Annotated in this window: 18 protein-coding genes; 9 read left to right on the top strand and 9 right to left on the bottom strand. The window is 70.4% G+C overall.

Annotated elements, in window-relative coordinates:
* Positions 1 to 160: 160 nt before the first annotated feature.
* Positions 161 to 475 carry an ANTAR domain-containing protein gene (locus tag KZJ41_RS23875; protein WP_006931619.1) on the top strand — a complete coding sequence of 105 codons (315 nt, stop codon included), beginning with the start codon at positions 161 to 163 and terminating at the stop codon, positions 473 to 475.
* Here KZJ41_RS23875 and KZJ41_RS23880 read toward each other — a convergent pair whose 3' ends face one another.
* A complete protein-coding gene (locus tag KZJ41_RS23880; protein WP_251549735.1) occupies positions 476 to 2,086 on the bottom strand; it encodes a hypothetical protein in 1,611 nt (536 codons plus the stop codon).
* 95 nt (positions 2,087 to 2,181) lie between these two features.
* Between KZJ41_RS23880 and KZJ41_RS23885 the strand changes: the two genes are divergently transcribed.
* Positions 2,182 to 2,505, top strand: a complete 324-nt coding sequence (locus KZJ41_RS23885; protein WP_251549737.1) for a hypothetical protein — start codon at positions 2,182 to 2,184, stop codon at positions 2,503 to 2,505.
* A gap of 14 nt (positions 2,506 to 2,519) precedes the next feature.
* On the opposite strand, the gene KZJ41_RS23890 is transcribed toward KZJ41_RS23885, so the two are convergent.
* From KZJ41_RS23890 to KZJ41_RS23900, 3 genes are all read right to left on the bottom strand, one after another.
* The gene (locus tag KZJ41_RS23890; RefSeq protein ID WP_235431110.1) at positions 2,520 to 3,224 is read right to left on the bottom strand and encodes a hypothetical protein; all 705 of its coding nucleotides are present in this window, start codon (positions 3,222 to 3,224) and stop codon (positions 2,520 to 2,522) included.
* Positions 3,225 to 3,324: 100 nt separating this feature from the next.
* Positions 3,325 to 4,245: an alpha/beta fold hydrolase gene (locus tag KZJ41_RS23895; protein WP_037201162.1), complete on the bottom strand. Its 921-nt coding sequence runs from the start codon at positions 4,243 to 4,245 to the stop codon at positions 3,325 to 3,327.
* A 76-nt stretch (positions 4,246 to 4,321) separates the two neighbouring features.
* Entirely contained in the window at positions 4,322 to 4,642 is a 321-nt protein-coding gene (locus KZJ41_RS23900; protein ID WP_029546012.1) for a winged helix-turn-helix domain-containing protein, read from the bottom strand.
* Between the two features lie 160 nt (positions 4,643 to 4,802).
* Between KZJ41_RS23900 and KZJ41_RS23905 the strand changes: the two genes are divergently transcribed.
* Positions 4,803 to 5,150 (top strand): VOC family protein, encoded by a 348-nt coding sequence (locus tag KZJ41_RS23905; protein WP_251549740.1) that lies wholly within the window; start codon positions 4,803 to 4,805, stop codon positions 5,148 to 5,150.
* A gap of 162 nt (positions 5,151 to 5,312) precedes the next feature.
* Positions 5,313 to 6,377: a TerC family protein gene (locus tag KZJ41_RS23910; protein ID WP_006931632.1), complete on the top strand. Its 1,065-nt coding sequence runs from the start codon at positions 5,313 to 5,315 to the stop codon at positions 6,375 to 6,377.
* On the opposite strand, the gene KZJ41_RS23915 is transcribed toward KZJ41_RS23910, so the two are convergent.
* Positions 6,361 to 6,978 (bottom strand): TetR/AcrR family transcriptional regulator, encoded by a 618-nt coding sequence (locus KZJ41_RS23915; protein WP_029546018.1) that lies wholly within the window; start codon positions 6,976 to 6,978, stop codon positions 6,361 to 6,363. The two genes, KZJ41_RS23910 and KZJ41_RS23915, sit on opposite strands and share 17 nt — an antisense overlap.
* 92 nt (positions 6,979 to 7,070) lie before the next feature.
* Here KZJ41_RS23915 and KZJ41_RS23920 point away from each other — a divergent pair, with 92 nt between their 5' ends.
* Complete coding sequence (locus KZJ41_RS23920; protein WP_029546020.1) at positions 7,071 to 8,420, top strand: cytochrome P450; 1,350 nt, start codon at positions 7,071 to 7,073, stop codon at positions 8,418 to 8,420.
* Position 8,421: 1 nt separating this feature from the next.
* Here KZJ41_RS23920 and KZJ41_RS23925 read toward each other — a convergent pair whose 3' ends face one another.
* Positions 8,422 to 9,639 (bottom strand): FAD/NAD(P)-binding oxidoreductase, encoded by a 1,218-nt coding sequence (locus KZJ41_RS23925; protein WP_029546022.1) that lies wholly within the window; start codon positions 9,637 to 9,639, stop codon positions 8,422 to 8,424.
* A 243-nt stretch (positions 9,640 to 9,882) separates the two neighbouring features.
* Entirely contained in the window at positions 9,883 to 12,000 is a 2,118-nt protein-coding gene (locus KZJ41_RS23930) for a thiamine pyrophosphate-dependent enzyme (protein WP_029546024.1), read from the bottom strand.
* Between the two features lie 131 nt (positions 12,001 to 12,131).
* On the opposite strand from KZJ41_RS23930, the gene KZJ41_RS23935 reads away from it, so the two are divergent.
* Positions 12,132 to 13,106, top strand: coding sequence for a hypothetical protein (locus KZJ41_RS23935; RefSeq protein WP_006931647.1), 975 nt, complete (start codon positions 12,132 to 12,134; stop codon positions 13,104 to 13,106).
* 10 nt (positions 13,107 to 13,116) lie between these two features.
* Here KZJ41_RS23935 and KZJ41_RS23940 read toward each other — a convergent pair whose 3' ends face one another.
* Both KZJ41_RS23940 and KZJ41_RS23945 read right to left on the bottom strand, forming a co-directional pair.
* Entirely contained in the window at positions 13,117 to 13,848 is a 732-nt protein-coding gene (locus tag KZJ41_RS23940) for an HNH endonuclease family protein (protein ID WP_006931648.1), read from the bottom strand.
* The gene (locus tag KZJ41_RS23945) at positions 13,848 to 14,867 is read right to left on the bottom strand and encodes a beta-ketoacyl-ACP synthase III (protein WP_006931650.1); all 1,020 of its coding nucleotides are present in this window, start codon (positions 14,865 to 14,867) and stop codon (positions 13,848 to 13,850) included. Before KZJ41_RS23945 ends, KZJ41_RS23940 begins: the two co-directional genes overlap by 1 nt.
* A 256-nt stretch (positions 14,868 to 15,123) precedes the next feature.
* Between KZJ41_RS23945 and KZJ41_RS23950 the strand changes: the two genes are divergently transcribed.
* The 3 genes from KZJ41_RS23950 (at position 15,124) to KZJ41_RS23960 (ending at position 18,764) form a co-directional block, all read left to right on the top strand.
* Positions 15,124 to 16,188: a DUF4185 domain-containing protein gene (locus KZJ41_RS23950; RefSeq protein ID WP_006931652.1), complete on the top strand. Its 1,065-nt coding sequence runs from the start codon at positions 15,124 to 15,126 to the stop codon at positions 16,186 to 16,188.
* A 30-nt stretch (positions 16,189 to 16,218) separates the two neighbouring features.
* Positions 16,219 to 16,827, top strand: coding sequence for a bifunctional 2-polyprenyl-6-hydroxyphenol methylase/3-demethylubiquinol 3-O-methyltransferase UbiG (locus KZJ41_RS23955; RefSeq protein ID WP_029546031.1), 609 nt, complete (start codon positions 16,219 to 16,221; stop codon positions 16,825 to 16,827).
* 101 nt (positions 16,828 to 16,928) lie between these two features.
* The gene (locus KZJ41_RS23960) at positions 16,929 to 18,764 is read left to right on the top strand and encodes an acyl-CoA dehydrogenase (protein ID WP_006931656.1); all 1,836 of its coding nucleotides are present in this window, start codon (positions 16,929 to 16,931) and stop codon (positions 18,762 to 18,764) included.
* The last annotated feature ends 161 nt before the right edge of the window (positions 18,765 to 18,925 follow it).

Consider the following 18,925-nt stretch of genomic DNA (forward strand, 5'->3'; position numbering starts at 1 on the left):
TCACCGGCCTGCGCTGGGCAAACACGGGTACGGTGGACACGACGGCACAGTCCTCGTACTGTGACGGAGGACACAAACTCGGGTAACTGCCGAACCGGCGGGGTACCCGCACTACAACGAGTTGACACACGCCCAGTGGCGACACCTCAGAGGCGGACAATTGACGATCGAAGCACACCGTGACATCCCCGCGGTACGACGCCTGACGGCACTCGACACCGCGCAGGCTCTTCTCCGCTCCGCAAGGGGCCGTTCCTACACCGAGGACCAGGCGTTCGACGAACTGCTCGACGCCTCGATGCGCTTCCACGTCGACATCGTCGACCTGTGCGAAGCCCTCACCGACCTGGCCACCGGTCCCGGCACCGTCCAGGGACTCCGACGTACCGTCCACGGACACCGGCGCGCCCACACCGTCGCGGCCGAACTGTGGGGCCCGCTGCTCGACCGGAGGACCGCCCCCGCCGAGAACTGATCACCGGAAGCGGATGCTCAGCGTGCGCCGGACGAGGTCACCGATCTCGTCCGCCCACGCGAGGATGCCGAGCGTCGAGTCGATGTTCCCCGGCGGCGTCCGTACCAGGGTGTCCCTGCGGATCAACCGCTCGAAGTCCACGGTCACCGGATCCCGGCGCACCCCGCCGTTGCCGTGGTGGAACTGCACCCCGGCGCGGCGCATCACGTTGATCAGCTCCTGCGCGAGGATCCCGTTCGCGACCGTCGTCGGATGCACGCCGTCGAGGGAGAACAGCCCGCCCGCGGCCCGGCCCCCACGACCGTCGGCCGTCAGGAACCGCGAGTCCGGCACGGGGTCGAGCGCGGCGAGTGCGGACGGGAGCGGGTACGGGGTCCACCACGCCGGACGGGCACCGACATCGGTGACGAAGCGCCGCGATGCGAGGCGCTCGAGCAGGCCGGCCACGTCCAGCAGATACCAGTCCCGGGCCGGGCCGTGCACCCCGGAACGAGCGTCGGCGACCGCCTGCTCGATGCGGTCGTTGTACAGGTCGATCGCGACGTCCACCGCGTACGCGCCGGCACCCGTGATGTGCTCGTCCTGAGCCGGGTCGAACCGCGCCTCCTCGATCCACGGCCGGGTGTAGTACGGGAAATAGGGCGACCCCGGTTCCATCTTGCGTCCGAGTCCCTTCGCGATCGGCGCGATGGTGACGTGGGGAATCGTGCACCACACGACGTGCCGCGCCCGGATCGCCGCCACCCGCTCGACCACCTCCGCGAACTCGGCCGCGAAGTGCTCGGGCCGCCAGATGGTGTAGGCGTCCTTCGCGGTGAGGTCGCGAAAGTCCGGACCGCTCCATGCGATGCGCAGGTCTGTGACCGTGCCGAGCGCGTTGTTGGAGCCGAGGAACACCACCAGCGTCTCGATCCCGGACTCGGTCGTGTCGTCGTGGTCGTCGCCGAGCGCCGCGGCCGCGTCGAACAACGTCATCGCCTTCGCCCCGTCGCTCCAGCGCGGATACACCTGCAACGCGGCGCGCTCCCCGTTGTTCTGCACGATCTGGTCGAGCAGGTCGTCGTTCGGTGCGGCGATCGCCGCCTCGCACGTCGCGGCCGTCTTGCTCAGGGCGTCGCGCAGGTCCCAGCCGAAACAGGACAGGTTGTGCTGGTATGCCGCCGGCAGCGGCGGCTCCCGACCGGGCCCGCGCTCCCAGTAGTCCTCCACCTGGTCCATGAACGCGCGGACGGCGAACAGCGCGAGCGGGGTCTCCCACATGTTCACCGACGGCCCGAAGCGTCGCTCGAGATCGCGCAGGAGCAGTTCGATGTTGAGCGGCAACCCGCCCGGACCGCCGTAGCGCGGGTAGCGGAACCGACGGAGCCAGCCGAGTTCGTGGGCGACGATCGCGGGGACCGAGACGTCGGTGTGGAAGACGGCACCGCTCTGGAACCCCTGCAGCACCGAGTCGCCGATCGCGACGAGCCGGTGCGGGGGCACTCCCTTGGTGTCGACCCGCACGTCGCGGCCGAGCGCCGGATCCGACACCGGCACCCGGGGGGCGGACGCCGCGCGCACCCGCACGTCCGCGGGTGTGCCGTCCGGGAGATCTATCGGAGTCACCGGCATTTCGTCCTCCCCCGGGCCGCGCGTGCGCCTGCTCCGAGCGTGAGCCGCGCGCGGTGGGTTGTCAACGACCCGGCCGGCGACCAATTCTGTAGGGCATGGCTACCGACGAGGACTTCGCGCACACCGACGAGGCAGCCCGCAATCGGCGGGAGAAGGCGCTCGTCCTCGCCCGGTTCGCCTGGAATCGCGGCATCACCGCGGACGAGCTGCTGGCCCTGAGCGACGACGTGCGCCGGAAGCTGGCCCGGGCCGCCGGAGCGCACCCGCCGCGCACGATGGAGACGTGGGCGCTCGTCGCGCGGCTGCTCACCGAGAAGTCGGCGTGGGCCGCGCAGCATACCGGCCATCCCGCAGCCGCCCCCACCGCCGCGGACGAGAAGATCATGTGGGTGAAGAAGCCGCCGCGCCGGTGGCTGTGAGTTCCCCCGGACCCTCACGCGCCGAGCGGGCCGAACGCGTACGACACGGCCGGCACCTGCATCGCGAACCGGACGAGGTGACCCTCGCGCGCGGCGCAGACGCTCCCGGCACCGCCGGGCAGGGGTGGCAGCGCGACGTCGCGTGGTGGGAGCAGCCGTCCCGGCACCGGCACGCCGTAGCAGCGGGCGTCGCCCAGCTCGATCCGGGCCACGCCGTCCGTGACGGTGGCGTCGACGAGCGCGGTGAGCCGGCGGCGGCGATGCGTCGCGCGGATCGATCCGTCGCGGTCGAGGGCGAGAACCCAGGCGTGGCCGAGGGAGTTGAGCCAGTCGAGCACGGTGCCGACGCCGCTGGTGCCGTGCACGTCGAGGCGGTGTGCGCTGAGCCGGGTGCGGAGCCCGGGGACGACACGCACCCCGTGCGCCACCACGGTCACCTCGTCCACCCGGCGCCCGCCCCAGTCGACCGCCGCGAGCTCGACCCGGGACTGCAGGTGCGCGCGGCGACGGCGCACCTGCACCGACCGCACCGTCGCCCGCACCGGCACGCCGTGCACGTCCGTCGCGACGGTGCGTCCGACGTACCGGTGCGTCAGGCCCAGAGCGAGCGCGGTGACGATCACGTCCGGGACCAGGGCGGTCGTCGTGCCGGCGGCGAGGTCGGCGAGCGGCTCCACCCAGCGGGTGGCCCACCCGTCCGCTTCGACGCCGGTGTCCATCCGGACATCATGCCCTCTCCGGCGCCGTGCGCCCCGCCTCGGCCGAATGTGACACGCGTTCAATGTGATCGAACCTGTGTGACATTCGGCCACCGCGGAGTCAGCGGTCGGCGTCGTCCCAGATCCGCAGGATGGTCGAGAGGATGTCCTCGGACACGCCCAGGCCGCCGAGGTGGCTCTCGCCGGGCAGGTGGTGGAACTGGGCGTCGGGCAGCCGGCCCACCACATGCAGGCCGTGTTCCATGGGGACGATGTGGTCCGTGTCGCCGTGCCACCACCGGACCGGCACCTTGACGTCCTCGAGACGGAAACCCCAGTCCCGGGCGAACGCCACGATATCGGCGAAGGGCGCGGCCATCTGCTTGCGGCTGCCGTTGAGCAGATCGTCGAGGAACATCGCCTTGAACTCGGGGCGGGCCAGCAACTGCCGGTCGGCCTCGGGCGAGAGCCACCCGTACATGTCGATGAGCGGCGACGCGAACGGCCGCACGACCCGGATCATCGACGTCACGCCCATGCCGATGGGGACACCCCAGACGGTGAGCAGCGGCGCGACCATTGTGCCCAACCGCATCAGGCCGCCGCTGATCGCGTCGGGCCCGACGACGGGCGCAACGCCCCCGAGCACCGCGGCGGCCACGACCCGCTCGGGCATCGCATGCGCCGCGGCGAGGGTGTAGGGGCCGCCGCCGGAGAGTCCGACGACCGCCATCCGGTCCACGCCGAGAGTGTCCGCGACGATGCGCAGGTCGTCCGCGAAGGCGAGGACGTTCTCGTAGCGGTGCGGACTCGACGAGCCGATGCCGGGGCGGTCGAGGCCGATGAGCCGTACGTGCTCGCGCTCGGCGTAGCTGCGTGCCTCGACGGGGATCTGCCGACGCGCCCCGGGGGTGCCGTGTAGCCAGAACACCGCCCGGCCCTGGGCCGATCCGAACTCGGCGAAGCCGATCCGGCGGCCGCCCCCGACCGCGACGGAACCTTCCAGCTTGGGACGTTCGACGTCGATCATGGGCGCCAGCATGCCACGTGGCTGCGGTCACACGACGCAGGTGTCCGTGACAGCGCGGGCCGGGCATCCCCGGCGACGGGCCCCGCGCTCAGCGCAGCGCGTCGATCAGCTCGCCGACGGTGTGTGCGGATTCGAGCGGATGACGGAGCCGCCCGGCCGGATTCACCGAGTACAGGTTGCGGCGGCCCGCGCGGGTGCGGGTCAGGTAGCCGCCGTCGACCAGGTCGGCGAGGATCGTCTGCACGGACCGCTCGGTGATCCCGATCCGCTGCGCGAGTTCGCGGACGGTGGGCTGTCCGCCTCCGGCGACACACAGCAGTACGTGCGCGTGGTTGGTCAGGAACGTCCAGCCCCGGGCACGGTCCTCGTCGCCGGCGGGCGGCGTTCCGGGGCGGGCGGAGGAGGTCACCCGCACACCATAGGGCACCGCGGTTTCCGGTATCGCGCTTCGCGCTCGGGCCGCGGCCGCATCCCTGGTGCGCCCGGGCGGCCCCGGGTAGGGTTCGCCGGGTGAACACCGGGCCGGCACTACGCCACTCACGGATCGGCGACCCGGTGGAGGTCTGAGCGTGGACCGCAACGAGTCGGCGCGGTTCTTCCGTGAACTGTTGGAACTGTCGGAAGCACCGTCCTGGGGCCCGTTCACCAACATCCAGCTCGACGACGGCGTACTGCTGCAGTTCGCCGAGCCCCCGGTGGAGATCCAGATGCAGCACTACGCGTTCATGGCCGACGACGACCCCTTCGACCGGGCGTATCGGCGGCTGTGCGACGCCGGCATCGAGCACTGGGCCGATCCGCAGATGCGCCGCCCCGGCGAAACGAACACGGGGCACGGCGGGCGCGGGGTCTATTTCAAGGACCCGGCCGGTCACGCGATCGAGCTGCTCACCCGCCCCTACCTCCCGATCCCTTGACAGCTAACCGGAAATACTATTCACTAATTACAGTTCGCGAAAGGGAGTATCCCTCCGCGCTTCGTCGTCAACTCGGGGGCCGTCCGCCGGCCCCCCGGCGGAGCGGGCTCGGTTCGAGCCGGGAAAGACTTTCGGCCGTTTCGAGGCTGAGAGGTGGTCCCGATGACCGTTCCGTTGTGGTTGTGGGCGGCGGTACTCGCCGCGATCGTGGCGATGCTGGCGGTGGATCTGTTCGCGCACCGCCGCGCGCACGTGATCGGCGTGCGCGAGGCCGCAGGCTGGTCGCTGTTCTGGGTCGGCACCGGCGTCGGATTCGGCGCGCTGATCTGGTGGCAGTACGGCTCGGAGTTCGGCCAGCAGTACTTCTCCGGCTACCTGATCGAGAAGTCGCTCGCCGTCGACAACGTCTTCGTCTGGGCGATCATCCTGACGTACTTCGCCGTGCCGCGTGAGTACCAGCACCGGGTCCTGTTCCTCGGTGTGCTCGGCGCCCTGGTGTTCCGGGGTCTGTTCATCGCGGCGGGCTCGGTCCTCATCGCGAGCTTCGGCTGGATCCTCTACCTGTTCGCGGCGTTCCTGCTCTACACCGGCTACCGGATGATCCGGCAGCGCGACGAGCACCTCGACCCCGAGAAGTCCCGCGCGCTGCGGCTGTTCCGCCGCCACGTACCGATGACCGACGCCTACCACGGACAGAAGTTCCTCGTCCGCCGCGGTGGTGCGCTGCTGGCCACCCCCCTGCTCGCGGTGCTGGTGCTCATCGAGATCACCGACATCGTCTTCGCGGTCGACTCGATCCCCGCGATCTTCGCGGTCACGGACGTGCCGTTCCTCGTCTTCACCGCCAACGCGTTCGCGGTGCTGGGCCTGCGAGCGATGTACTTCCTGCTCGCCGACCTGATCCACCGCTTCGTGTACCTGAAGATCGGGCTGGCGCTGGTGCTGATGTGGGTCGGCGTCAAGATGCTGCTGAAGATCGACGTGTTCTACGTGCCGACACCGATCTCGCTCGCCGTCGTCGCCACGATCCTGACCGTGTCGATCGTCGCGAGCCTGCGCGCCACGCGCGGCCAGGGCCGTCGCAGCCTCGCGGCGCCCGCGACCCCGCCGTTCCGGGTGGCCACAGCCGAGGAGACCGCGGCGCTCGAACCCGTGTGGCGGCTGCCGGGCAGCCGGCGCCGCGCGGCGCGGCCCGAGCGCGACGACAGCCTCAGCGGTGGGCGGTGAACGTGTACTGGCGAGTCGCCGCCTCGACGATCTGATCGGGGGTCACGTCGATCTCGCCGCCGAGCCACGCGGTCATGAGCTCGGCGAGGCCCCCGACGAACAGCAGCGCGGCGATCTGGTCGTGGGGCGGCTGCAGCGCGCGGTCGCCCCACAGCTCGCGGGATTCGATCGCGACGAGGTCCGCGAACTGGCGCAGCAGTTCCCGGCGACGGGTGCGCAAGGGCTCGGCGGCCGCGGACTCGACGACGGCGACCCGGCCCTTGCGCGGATCGTCGGTGAGGACCGCGACGAACGCGGCGATGGCGGCGCGGGCCCGCTCCTCGGGGCCGCGCTCGGATTCGGCGAGTGCCGTCAGCGCGCGCTCGCGGATCTCGTCGGCGATCCGCTCGACGACGCACACGAGCAGCTCGTCCCGGCCGGAGAAGCTCTCGTAGAAGTACCGCTCGGTGAGCCCGGCCTCCTGGCAGATCGCGGTCATGGTGGCACGGTCACCGCCCTCGCGGCCGAACACCGTCAGGCCGGCCGCGAGCAACTGCTCACGGCGGTCGGCGGTGCGCTGCTCGGCGCTCTTTCCGCGGTACTGACGACTGGGCCTGCCCATAGTCGAATCTTGACAGATCGCCGCCTGTGATCCACGCTACTGTCAATTGACAGAGCTTCATGTCAGATACGGTCCGACGAATCGGAGACCTCATGACGAAAGTGCTCGCGCCCTCCCCGCCCGGCCTGACCGCGGTACCCGGGGACGCCGGCCTGCCCTACGTCGGGTACGCCCTCGACTACATGCGCAACCCGCTGAGGGCCTACGACCGGCGATACCGCGAACACGGGCCGGTGTCCTGGTTCCGGTTCGCGGGCCGGCCCTGGGTGGTGCTGCTCGGACCCGACGCCTGCGGCGCCGCGCTGCAGAACCGCGACCGGGCCCTCGCGAACGGTCCGGGCTGGCGGACCCTCATCGGCCCGTTCTTCGACCGCGGCCTGATGCTGCTCGACGGCGACGAGCACCGCACGCACCGCCGGATCATGCAGCAGGCCTTCACCCGGGACCGCCTGGCCCGCTACACGGACTCGATGCAGCCCGCGATCGCACAGGCCCTCGACTCGTGGACACCGAGCGAGGATTTCCGCGCCTACCCGGCACTGAAGGACCTCACCCTCGGGCTCGCCACGTCGATCTTCATGGGCGGTGCCGAGGGATCGTCGGCCACCGAGATGGCCGAGGTGAACAAGGCGTTCATCGGGTGCGTGCAGGCGGCCACGGCGATCGTGCGCTATCCCCTGCCCGGAACCCGCTGGCGCCGTGGCGTGGTGGGCCGCCGCCGGCTCGAGGAGTTCTTCCGGCGTTACCTGCCGGCCCGTCGCGCCGGCGACGGCGACGACCTGTTCACCGCGCTGTGTCACGTGGAATCCGAGGACGGCGAGCGATTCTCGGACGAGGACGTCGTCAACCACATGATCTTCCTGATGATGGCTGCGCACGACACCTCGACCATCACGCTGTCCACCGTGCTGCAGTACCTCGGCCAGTTCCCCCAGTGGCAGCAACTGTGCCGGGAGGAGTCGCAGGCACTCGGTACGACGACCCCGACCCTGGCGGACCTCGAATCGCTCACGAGCCTGGACCTGGTGATCAAGGAGTGCCAGCGGATCGTGACCCCGGTACCCGGCATCGTCCGGTACACCACCGCCGACACCGAGATCCTGGGCCACTTCGTGCCGCGCGGCACCCTGATCAACGTCGGGCTGCACTACAGCCACCACATGCCCGAGTTGTGGCCGGAACCGGAGAAGTTCGATCCCGGTCGCTTCGCACCGGAACGACGCGAGGACCGCGTGCACAAGTTCGCGTGGACGCCGTTCGGCGCCGGAGAGCACCGCTGCCTGGGCATGTACTTCTCCGGCGCCGAGATCAAGACGGTGCTGCACCACCTGCTGCTCGGGTACCGGTGGCACGTTCCGTCCGATTACGTTGCGCCGCTGAACTTCACATCACTTCCGTACCCGTCGGACGGGCAACCGATCGCGCTGCGCCGCCTCCGGTGACTCAGACGCGGCCCTTGACCATCCCGTGCCAGTACATGGCCGGCAGGCCGTAGCGCTTGAGCAGCCACATGTCGCGGCGATCCTTGGTGGTGTCGATGACCGGGATGCTCGGAGACGGGTTGAGCTCGTAGTCGAACTCCGCGAGCATCATCCTGTCCCGGGCGGTGACGAACGGGCAGGACGAGTACCCGTCGTAGCTCTTGCGCTTGCCGACGCCGCGCATCTCGGCGACCAGGTTGGCGACGAGGACGGGCGCCTGCTTGCGGACCGCCGCGCCGGTCTTCGACGTCGGCAGGTCCGCGACGTCACCGAGTGCGAACACGTTGGGATACCGGCGGTGCTGGAGCGTGTGCTTGTCGACCTCGACGTAGCCGAAGGGACTCGCCGGGTTGGCGAGCGGGCTCGCCGCGACCCAGCCGGGCGCGCGCTGCGGGGGCACGGCGTGGAGCATGTCGAACCCGACGACTTCCTCGGTGCCGGTGGCGTTGTTCACGATCGTCGCCTTGCGCGACGATCCGTCGAGCGCGGTCATCTCCGAGCTCAGGCGCACCTCGATGCCGTACTTCGCGGCGACCCCCTCGAGGGTCTGTCGCCAGGACGGGATGCCGAACATCGAGTCGCCGGGCAGGACGAGCATGACGCGGATCCCGTCCAGCAGGCCCTGCCGCCGCCAGTAGTCGGAGGCGATGTAGGCGATCTTCTGCGGCGCGCCGGCGCACTTGATGGGGCCGGCGGGCTGGGTGAAGATCGCCGTGCCGGAGCGCATGTTCCGGATCAGCTCCCACGTGTAGGGGGCGTACTGCGAGGAGTAGTTGCTCGAGACGGCACCGTGCCCGACGGCCTCGGCGAGGCCCGGCACGCCGTCCCAGTCGAGTTGCAGGCCGGTGGCCAGCACAAGGTAGTCGTAGCCGACGACGGTCCCGCGGTCGGTCGTGACGGTCTGCGCGCCGGGGTCGACGGCGGTCGCGGCGGCCCGGATCCACCGGACGCCCTTGGGGATCAGCTTCTCCTCGGCTCGGCGGGTCTCGTCCAGCGACGCCTGTCCGCCGCCGACGAGCGTCCACAGGGGCTGGTACCAGTGCTCGTCGGAGGGCTCGATCACCGCGATGTCGGTGACGCCGGCCCGGCGCAGGCGCGCAGCGGTCGCGATTCCGGCCGTGCCACCTCCGACGACGAGTACTCGATGTCGCGCGGCACCGTTGCCTGAATGGAGCGACATGTGAACAGTCCTTTCCGTCCGTGACGCAGGCGCGGACGCGGGCTGGGCCTCCACGCCCCTTGATACCCGGTGGGGTATTCAACGACGACTGTAGACCCGGGCCCGGGACTCTTCAAGTACCCCTCCGGGTATTCCTGCCCGGTGAAGGTCCCCGCTTCCCGGGACCTTCGTCCCTGCCGGGCGGGGCGCGAGGCCGTCGAGCTGCGCGACGGCGGCGACCAGGAGACGACCGCGACCGCGCCTCTACTCCGTCGCCGCGCTGACGACGTCGTCCTCGGACAGCAGCACCTCGGCCGCCGCCGGGCCGAGCGGCACGAAACTGTCGCGGCTGGTGACCCGCGAGATCCGGCCCCGGTAGCCCGCGTCCACCAGTGCGGTGACCACCGCCTCCGACACCCCGCCGCTGCGCCGCGTCTCGTCCACCACCAGCACGCGCGGGAAGGACTGCGCGCACGCCAGCAGTTCCGCCAGCGGCAGCGGCGCCAGCCACTGCAGGTCCAGCACGGCGGCCTCCACGCCGCGCGCCGACAGCCGACGGGCCGCGCGCAGGCTCATCCGGACGCCGTTGCCGAACGTCACGATGAGCACGTCGTCGCCCGTACCGTATACCCGCACCGAGCCCGGCTGTACCGCAACGGAATCGGGCGGCTCCTGCCACAGCCCGTCGCCCTCGTCGTACAGGTCGCGCTCGTGGTACAGCGCGATCGGCTCGAGGAACACGCACACCCGGCCCTCACTGCGCGCGAGGTGCACGCAGCTGCGCAGCAGCGCCCCCGCAACCGACGGACGGCTCGGCACCGCGAGCACCAGACCGGGAATGTCGCGCAGCACCGCGACGGAGTTGTCGTTGTGGAAGTGCCCACCGAAGCCGCGCTGGTAGGCGAGGCCGGCGATGCGCACCACCATCGGGTTGCGGAAGCGGCCGTCGGAGAAGAACATCAGACTCGCCGCCTCGCCGCGCAACTGGTCCTCGGCGTTGTGCAGGTAGGCCAGGTATTGGATCTCCGGAATCGGCAGCAGGCCCGCCACCGCGAAACCCAGTGCCGTACCGAGGATCGTCTGCTCGTCCAGGATCGTGTCGAAGACGCGGTGCGGCCCGAATCGGCGGAGCAGACCGCGCGTGAGCCCGTACACCCCGCCCTTGTCCGCCACGTCCTCACCGAACACGAACGACTCCGGTATCGCCTCGAGAATCCCTGTGAGCGCGGCGTTCACCGCCTGGGCGAGCGTGCGGGGCTCCGGCGACGGGAGCCCCGGCTCGTCCGGAACCCGCCGGCGACCGTGCGCGTGCAGCGGCCGCATCACCTCGGCGGCCGATACCAGCCGCGGGGCGGTCGCGAGCGCCTCCATCTCGGCGGCGACGACGGAACGCATCTCCTCGTATCGTTCGAGAATCCTTGCGGAGGAAAGTGTTCCGCGGTCGACCAGAGTACGCGCGGTGGCCAGCAACGGATCCCGGACGTAGTCGGCGGCGATCTCCTCGCGGGTGCGGTACGCGGTCTCGGCGTCGGAGCCGGCGTGGCCGAGGAACCGCACCGTCTTCAGGTGCAGCACGGCCGGTGCGCGGGAGGTGCGGACGGCGACGAGCAGGTCCGCGACGGCGGTGAGCACGCCGACCGGGTCCGCGCCGTCGGCCGCGCGGTAGCTCACCCCCGGATACGACGAGAGGGTGCGTTCCGCCCAGCCCTCCGGCGTCCGGACGCTGATGCCGAACCCGTTGTCCTCGCACACGAACAGCAGCGGCAGCGGCAGCCCCCGGTACGCGCAGTAGGCGGCCGCGTTGAGCGCCCCGACCGCGGTGGAATGGTTCGCCGAGGCGTCCCCGAAGCTGCACAGCACCACCGAGTCCGCGGGCCACGGGCACTGCAGGCCCAGCCGGGCCGCGCGGGCGAGGGCGAACGCCGTCCCCACCGCGCGCGGCAGATGGGAGGCGATCGTCGAGGTCTGCGGGAGAATGTTCAACTCGGCGTTGCCGAACACCTTGTGCCGGCCGCCGGAGATCGGGTCCAGCGTCGAGGCGGTGCAGCCGGCGAGCACGTCCCGCACCGGCGTCGTGCCCGGCACCCGGGCCGCCCGCGCGGCATAGAAGGCCCCCGACCGGTAGTGCAGCAGTGCCGGATCGGTGACCCGGGACAGCAGGCCCAGGGCGGCGTTCGCCTCGTGCCCGGCCGAGCCGATGGTGTAGAACCCGGCACCGCGCCGCTGCATCTCCCGGGCCGCGAAGTCGAGGTGACGGGACTGCAGTTGGGCGTCGAAACAGCGCAGCACCAGCTCGTCCGGTACCTGTCCGGCCACGGCACGGCCGGCGCTCCAGCCGCGGACGGTGGCGGTGAAGTACTCGTCGAGCGGCTCGGCCGTCATCGCGCTTCCCCACACCCTCGCAGGTCCTGCCCAATACTGTGTACCGGCACAGTACCGCCCGGTCCCGGTCGGCGCGGGTCGCCCCGCCCGGCCGCACATGCAGGCCGGGACCGAACGGAAGGAACACCGAGATGTCCACCCGCCTCACCGACGGGGAACTCGTCGACCGGTACCTGCACGCCGTCCTCGTCCACCTGCCGCGGTCCCGGCGCGACGACGTGGCCGCCGAACTGCGCCGGCGCATCGACGACGCCGCCGCCGACCGCGACGTGCGTGAGGTGCTCGCCGGCCTCGGCTCCCCGGAGGATCTCGCCCGCACCTACCGGGGCGCCCCGCGGCACCTGATCGGTCCCCGGCTCTACGACACCTATCTACGGGTGCTGTGGCCCGTCGTCGGGGTCGTGGCGGCGGTGCTCGGCGGACTGACCCTGCTCGGCGCCCTGACCGAGGTCACCGATCCCGCGGCCCCACCCCTCGACACCGCCGACGTCGTGTGGGACGCGATCGACGCGGCCCTGACCGGCGGTGTGTACGCCGCGTTCTGGGTGACCGTCGTCTTCGCGGTGCTCGAGCGCACCGCGCCCGCCGGCACGGACCTCGGCCGGTGGGACCCGGACGACCTCCCGGCGGTGCCGCACGGGCGGGAGATCCCCGTCGGCGAGGCGGTCGCGGAACTGGTGTTCGCGGTGGTCGTGCTGATCGGGGTGGCGAGCCTGTCCCCGTCGCTCGCGCCGTCGTTCTTCGGTGCCGGGTACGAAGCCCTCGACCCCAGCTTCACCGACCGGCTGGTGCCAGCGATGATGGCCGTCGCGGCGCTGTGGGTGGTCTCGGCGAGCGTGGCGCTGGTCGTGCGCAGCTGGACGACGGTCGTCACCGCGCTGTCGGTGGTCTCCGATCTGCTCGCCGTCGCGGTGGCCACGGCCGTGCTCGTGCACCGGCCGTACTTCTCGCCGCAGTTCCTTTCCGACCTGCGCGAGCGCACGGGCTCCGACCTGACGGCTCAGCTGAACCTGGCGGTCGGCATCGTGTGCATCGTGGTGATCGTCGCCTCGGCGGTCGGGGTGGTGACGGCGGTTCGCAAGCACCTCGCGCACCGCCGCGCCTGAGGCCCGGCCGTCAGCAGGTGGCCAGGACGCCGGCCATCGCGTCCCTCTCGTCCGGCGTGATCCACAGGCCGTACTCCGCCTTCACCTCGATCTGCCGGGAGACGTAGGTGCAGCGGTACTCCGAGTTCGGGGGCAGCCACTGCGCCGCGTCCTTGTCGCCCTTGCCCTGGTTCGTGGGCCCATCGACGGCCTGCAGGTTCCGGGGATCGTTCGCGAGGTTCTTGCGGGCCTGCGCATCGAGCAGCCGCGCACCCTTCTGCCACGCGTCCGACAGGGCGACGACGTGATCGATCTGCACCGCCGACGACGTGTCGACGCCGCGCCGGAAGTAGATCTCCCGCCCCGTGTACGGGTCGTACAGGGTCCCCGCCTCGACGGTGCACTCCTTCGTCACCGGCGCCAGCTTGATGTTCACGAGATCCCGCTTCAGGACGTCGTTGCGCGTGTCGCAGCCGTTGCGCCCGCCCGCGACGGTCACGTCGTCGGTCCATGCCGGCCCGAACAGGGCGCGGTCGTAACCGCCGGACGGGTCCGGTTCCCGCACGGCGAGGCTCTTCAGCAGTTCGACCGCCTCGGCGGCGGCGGCCGACGACGGGGCCGGCGCGGGCGCCGACGTGGACCCGCCGGGACCCGCCTCGTCGCCGCCGTACGTCTGCTGGAGGACGACGAACGCGACGAAGGCGAGCACGTAGGCGAGCAACCACAACCAGCGCCGGCGGCCGGCGGAGTTCGCCGCGGCCACTACTGCGCGAGCGGCGGCATCTTCACGACCTGTCCCGCGTAGGACAGGCCGGCACCGAAGGCGAGCAGCAGGCCGAGCCCACCCGGCTGGACCTGACCGGTGCGCAGCATCTTCTCCATCGCGAGGGGGATGGAGGCGGCGGAGGTGTTGCCCGTCTCGATGATGTCGTCGGCGACGGCGACCGTCTCCGGCAGGTCGAGCTGGCGGACGATGACGTCGTTGATGCGCAGGTTGGCCTGGTGCGGGACGAACGCGTCGAGGGCGGCGAGCTCGACACCGGCCTTGTCGGCGATCTGCCGGGCGATCTTGCCCATCTCGAAGGCCGCCCAGCGGAACACCGCGGTGCCCTCCATGATGATCCAGGGCCGCTTCTGATCGGGGTTGTTCGCGAAGTTCACCCAGTCGGGTTCCTGGCGGATGGCGTCGGCCTGCGAGCCGTCCGATCCCCACACGGTGGGGCCGATGCCCACCTCGTCGGACGGGCCGACGACCACGGCGCCGGCGCCGTCGCCGAAGATGAACCGCACCGAGCGATCGGTGGGCTCGGTGGTGTCGCTCATCCGCTCGACGCCGATGACGAGCGCGTAGTCCTCGGTGCCCGCGCGCACCAGGTCGGAGGCGACGCCGAGGGCGTAGCAGAAGCCGGCGCAGCCTGCGGAGATGTCGAGGGCGGCGGCGCCGCCGGTGCCGAGGGCGTCGGCGACCAGCGCGGCGGACTGCGGGGTCTGGTACGGGTAGGTCGAGGTCGCCACGATGACGGCGCCGAGCCGGTCGCCGGTGATGCCGGCGGCCTCGAGCGCCTTGCGGCCCGCGGAGATCGCCATGTCGAGGACGGTCTCGCCGGTGTCCTCCGCGAAGCGCCGCTCCTTGATGCCGGAACGGGACTGGATCCACTCGTCGCTCGAGTCGATCTGCTGACAGATCTCGTGGTTGGTCACGATCCGCTCGGGGCGGTGCACGCCCAGCCCGAGCAGTGCGGTGTTCCGCAGCGGGGCGGGACCGGCGATCTGTGCACCCATCAGGCGAACTCCTCTTCTTCGTGCACTGGCTGTCAGTGCATCGCGTTCCTGACACGGTAACGCGCGCGCGAATCGTAGCGGAGCCGACCCGTCGGCCACGGCCCTTGCGCGCGGGCCGCCGGGACACGCCGACGGGCCCGGGACCGCGTGTGACTACTGCCACCTCCTGTTACCGTCTGTGGCCGTGCACACACGTAATGGGGGTTACCGACGTGCTTCCGCCCGCCTCGGAGTCCTTGCGCTGACCTGTGCCGCCGTGACGGTGGTTCCGTTCGCGGGCACTGTGGCGGCGAACCCGAACGCGATCAATCCCATCCCGGGACTCAACGGGGTCAACGGCCTGCCGGAGCTGCGCGGCCGCACCCAGGTGGTGGCGCAGCAGACCGGGATGCTCAGCACCAACCGCACGCAGGACATGAACGTGCTCGGCACCGACCTCGGCGTCATGTGGGACAACGGCCGCGGCCAGGTGCTGACCGCGTTCGGCGACACGGCGGGCCTCGGGCTGCCCAACCTTCTCTCGGGCAGCATCTGGGCCTGGCGCAGCAGCGCGCTGTTCCGCAGCTCGGACCGCAACCTCACGGACGGAATGACGTTCGACAGCGCGGCCCGTGACTTCTTCGGTCAGGCGAAGGAACTCGTACCGAGCCCGAAGATCCCGTTCGTGGAGATCAGCCGGATCCCCACCGCAGGGATCGCCGTCGGCGACACCCAGTTCCTGAGCTTGATGTCGGTGAAGAACTGGGGGCAGGCCGGCTCGTGGGAGACCAACTTCTCGGGGCTGGCCTTCTCCCACGACAACGGGGAGAACTGGACGGTGGCGCCGCAGACCGAGCGGCCGAGCGTCGGCGGGAACCGGAACTTTCAGATGGGCGCCTTCGTCCGGCACGGCGGGTTCGTCTATCAGTACGGAACGCCGCCCGGCCGCGGCGGCCTGGTGCACCTGGCGCGCGTGCCGGAACTGCAGATGCTCGATCTCGCGGCGTACGAGTACTGGGACGGCGGCGCGTGGGTGCGCGACGTGAATGCGGCCCGCCCGGTGATGGCGGGCGGCGCGGCCGAGCTGTCGGTGCAGTGGAACGACTACCTCGGGCAGTTCGTGCTGCTGACCACCGACGGCCACAACTCCGTGGTGCTGCGCCGCGCCCCGTCGCCCACCGGCCCGTGGAGCGCGCCGGAGGTCGTCGTCGACACCCGGGAGCTGCCGACGGCGTACGGCGCGTACATCCACCCGTGGTCGTCGGGTCCGGACCTGTACTTCCTCACGACCGTGCACCAGAACTACAACGTGCTGCTGCTGCGTACCACGCTCCACCCCTGACCGGCGCGGCGTCCGGGCTACCGTGCGTCCATGGACGCACAGGAGTGGGATGCGCGGTATGCGGAGAGCGAGACGGTGTGGGGATCGCCGCCGAACCCGGTGATCGTCGAGTTCGCGACGTCGCTGCCGCACGGCCGGGCACTGGATCTGGGGTGCGGCGAGGGCCGGCACTCGCTCTGGCTGGCCACGCGCGGCTGGGAGGTGACCGGCGTCGACTTCTCCCGGGTGGCGGTGGACAAGGCCCGGGCGATCGCTGCGCAGGCGCCGCGACGGGTGCGTGAGCGCCTGACGTACGCGTGCGCCGACGTGACCGAGGTCACCTTCGACGCCGAATATGATCTCGTCCTCTCCGCCTATCTCCATTTCCCTCCGCCACAGCGACGAGCATTGATCGACAATGTGATCGCGGCCCTGAAACCTGACGGAATCCTCATATTTCTGGGGCACGATTCGACCAATCCCACCGAGGGCGTCGGAGGTCCTCGCGATCCCGAGATCCTCTACACACCAACGGATCTCGCCGAGGAAATGCACGACCGTCTGGATATCCGGACCGCCGAGCGGAGAATGCGGGAAACGGACGCAGGAATGGCGATCGACGCACTGGTCGTGGCACGCAAACCGACCCTTGGCAGTTAGTTGCCCGGCGGGTAACATAGGCGGATGTTACCGACGAGTAATAACTTGGGCGGTACTCGAACACTGCTTGACCGCACCATCTCACTGGGAGTAGCGCAGACATGGGCCATTACAAGAGCAACCTCCGGGATCTGGAGTTCAACCTCTTCGAGGTGCTGAAGATTCAGACGCTCCTCGAGGCCGGGAAGTTCGGTGACCTCGACGAGGAGACCTCTCGTGGCATTCTGTCCGAGGTGAAGACCCTCACCGAGGGCCCCGCGGCGGAGTCGTTCGCCGAAACCGACCGCACCCCCCCGGTCTTCGATCCCGAGACCCACTCGGTCTCGCTGCCCGAAGGCTTCAAGAAGGCGTTCAACTCCTGGTACGAGGCCGGCTACTGGTCCATGGGCCTCGAGGAGGAGATCGGCGGAACGCCGGCGCCGCGCGCCCTGAGCTGGGCCGTCAACGAGATGATGCTCGGCGCCCAGCCGGCCGCCTTCATGTACGCCGCCGGTCCGTCCTTCGCCGGCGTGCTCCACGCCAACGGCACCGACGAGCAGAAGAAGTGGGCCGCGACCATCGTCGAACGCGGCTGGGGCGCCACCATGGTCCTGACCGAGCCCGATGCCGGTTCCGACGTCGGCGCCGGCCGCACCAAGGCGATCAAGCAGGACGACGGCTCCTGGCACATCGAGGGCGTCAAGCGGTTCATCACCTCCGCCGACTCCGACGATCTGTTCGAAAACATCTTCCACCTAGTCCTCGCCCGCCCCGAGGGCGCCGGCCCCGGCACCAAGGGCCTGTCGCTGTTCTTCGTCCCGAAGTTCCACTTCGACTTCGAGAAGAACGAGATGGGCGAGCGCAACGGTGTGTTCGTCACCAACGTCGAGCACAAGATGGGCCTGAAGGCGTCCGCCACCTGCGAGGTCACCTTCGGCGGCCACGGCGTGCCCGCCCAGGGCTGGCTCGTCGGCGAGGTCCACAACGGCATCGCCCAGATGTTCGACGTCATCGAGCACGCCCGCATGATGGTGGGCACCAAGGCCATCGCGACCCTCTCCACCGGCTACCTCAACGCCCTGGCCTACGCCAAGGAACGCGTCCAGGGCGCCGATCTGACCCAGATGACCGACAAGACCGCCCCCCGGGTCACCATCACCCACCACCCGGACGTGCGGCGCGCCCTGGCCATGCAGAAGGCCTACGCCGAGGGTCTGCGCGCGGTCTACCTCTACACCGCCGCCCACCAGGACGACGTCGTCGCCGAGCAGATCTCCGGCGCCGACCACGAGCTGGCGCACCGCGTCAACGACCTGCTGCTGCCCATCGTCAAGGGCGTCGGCTCCGAGCGCGCCTACCAGTACCTGACCGACTCGCTGCAGACCCTCGGCGGCTCCGGCTTCCTGCAGGACTACCCGATCGAGCAGTACATCCGCGACGCGAAGATCGACTCCCTCTACGAGGGCACCACCGCCATCCAGGCGCAGGACTTCTTCTTCCGCAAGATCGCCCGCGACCGCGGCGTCGCCCTCGCCCACCTCACCGGCCAGATCCAGAAGTTCCTCGCCTCCGACAGCGCCGACGAGCGCCTCAAGTCCGAGCGGGCCCTGCTCGCCACGGCCCTCGAGGACGTCCAGGCCATGACCGCCACCCTGACCGGCTTCCTCATGGGCGCCCAGGAACAGCCGACCGAGCTGTACAAGGTGGGTCTGGGCTCGGTGCGGTTCCTGCTCGCCTTCGGTGACCTGCTCATCGGCTGGCGCCTGCTCGAGCAGGCCGAGATCGCCCTCGCGGCCCTCGACGCCGGCCCGGACGCCAAGGACAAGGCGTTCTACGAAGGCAAGGTCGCCATCGCCGGCTTCTTCGCCAAGAACGTCCTGCCCGAGCTGACCGCCGTGCGCGGCATCGTCGCGAACGTCGACCTCGACATCATGGAGCTCGACGAAGCGGCCTTCTGAGCCGTGGCAGGTAGCCGTGGCAGGTGAGCGTGGCAGGTGAGCGAATGTATCGTCCGCTACCGCTGAGGAGCTGAACGATACATTCGCTCGGCCCGGCTCGGCCCGGATCCGAGTGAGTAGGTAGTGCACAGGACTGTGCCCTCCCGTTTCGTAACGGGAGG

Source organism: Rhodococcus sp. 11-3 (genome assembly GCF_023704055.1).
GTDB lineage: Bacteria > Actinomycetota > Actinomycetes > Mycobacteriales > Mycobacteriaceae > Rhodococcus > Rhodococcus aetherivorans.

Excerpts from the sequence above, each read along its gene's own strand:
- KZJ41_RS23935 (WP_006931647.1), top strand. The coding sequence starts at position 12,132 with ATGTCCACCCGCCTCACCGACGGGGAACTCGTCGACCGGTACCTGCAC.
- KZJ41_RS23915 (WP_029546018.1), bottom strand. The coding sequence starts at position 6,978 with ATGGGCAGGCCCAGTCGTCAGTACCGCGGAAAGAGCGCCGAGCAGCGC.
- KZJ41_RS23925 (WP_029546022.1), bottom strand. The coding sequence starts at position 9,639 with ATGTCGCTCCATTCAGGCAACGGTGCCGCGCGACATCGAGTACTCGTC.
- KZJ41_RS23945 (WP_006931650.1), bottom strand. The coding sequence starts at position 14,867 with ATGGGTGCACAGATCGCCGGTCCCGCCCCGCTGCGGAACACCGCACTG.
- KZJ41_RS23930 (WP_029546024.1), bottom strand. The coding sequence starts at position 12,000 with ATGACGGCCGAGCCGCTCGACGAGTACTTCACCGCCACCGTCCGCGGC.
- KZJ41_RS23960 (WP_006931656.1), top strand. The coding sequence starts at position 16,929 with ATGGGCCATTACAAGAGCAACCTCCGGGATCTGGAGTTCAACCTCTTC.
- KZJ41_RS23895 (WP_037201162.1), bottom strand. The coding sequence starts at position 4,245 with ATGCTGGCGCCCATGATCGACGTCGAACGTCCCAAGCTGGAAGGTTCC.
- KZJ41_RS23885 (WP_251549737.1), top strand. The coding sequence starts at position 2,182 with ATGGCTACCGACGAGGACTTCGCGCACACCGACGAGGCAGCCCGCAAT.
- KZJ41_RS23955 (WP_029546031.1), top strand. The coding sequence starts at position 16,219 with ATGGACGCACAGGAGTGGGATGCGCGGTATGCGGAGAGCGAGACGGTG.
- KZJ41_RS23890 (WP_235431110.1), bottom strand. The coding sequence starts at position 3,224 with ATGGACACCGGCGTCGAAGCGGACGGGTGGGCCACCCGCTGGGTGGAG.
- KZJ41_RS23920 (WP_029546020.1), top strand. The coding sequence starts at position 7,071 with ATGACGAAAGTGCTCGCGCCCTCCCCGCCCGGCCTGACCGCGGTACCC.
- KZJ41_RS23910 (WP_006931632.1), top strand. The coding sequence starts at position 5,313 with ATGACCGTTCCGTTGTGGTTGTGGGCGGCGGTACTCGCCGCGATCGTG.
- KZJ41_RS23880 (WP_251549735.1), bottom strand. The coding sequence starts at position 2,086 with ATGCCGGTGACTCCGATAGATCTCCCGGACGGCACACCCGCGGACGTG.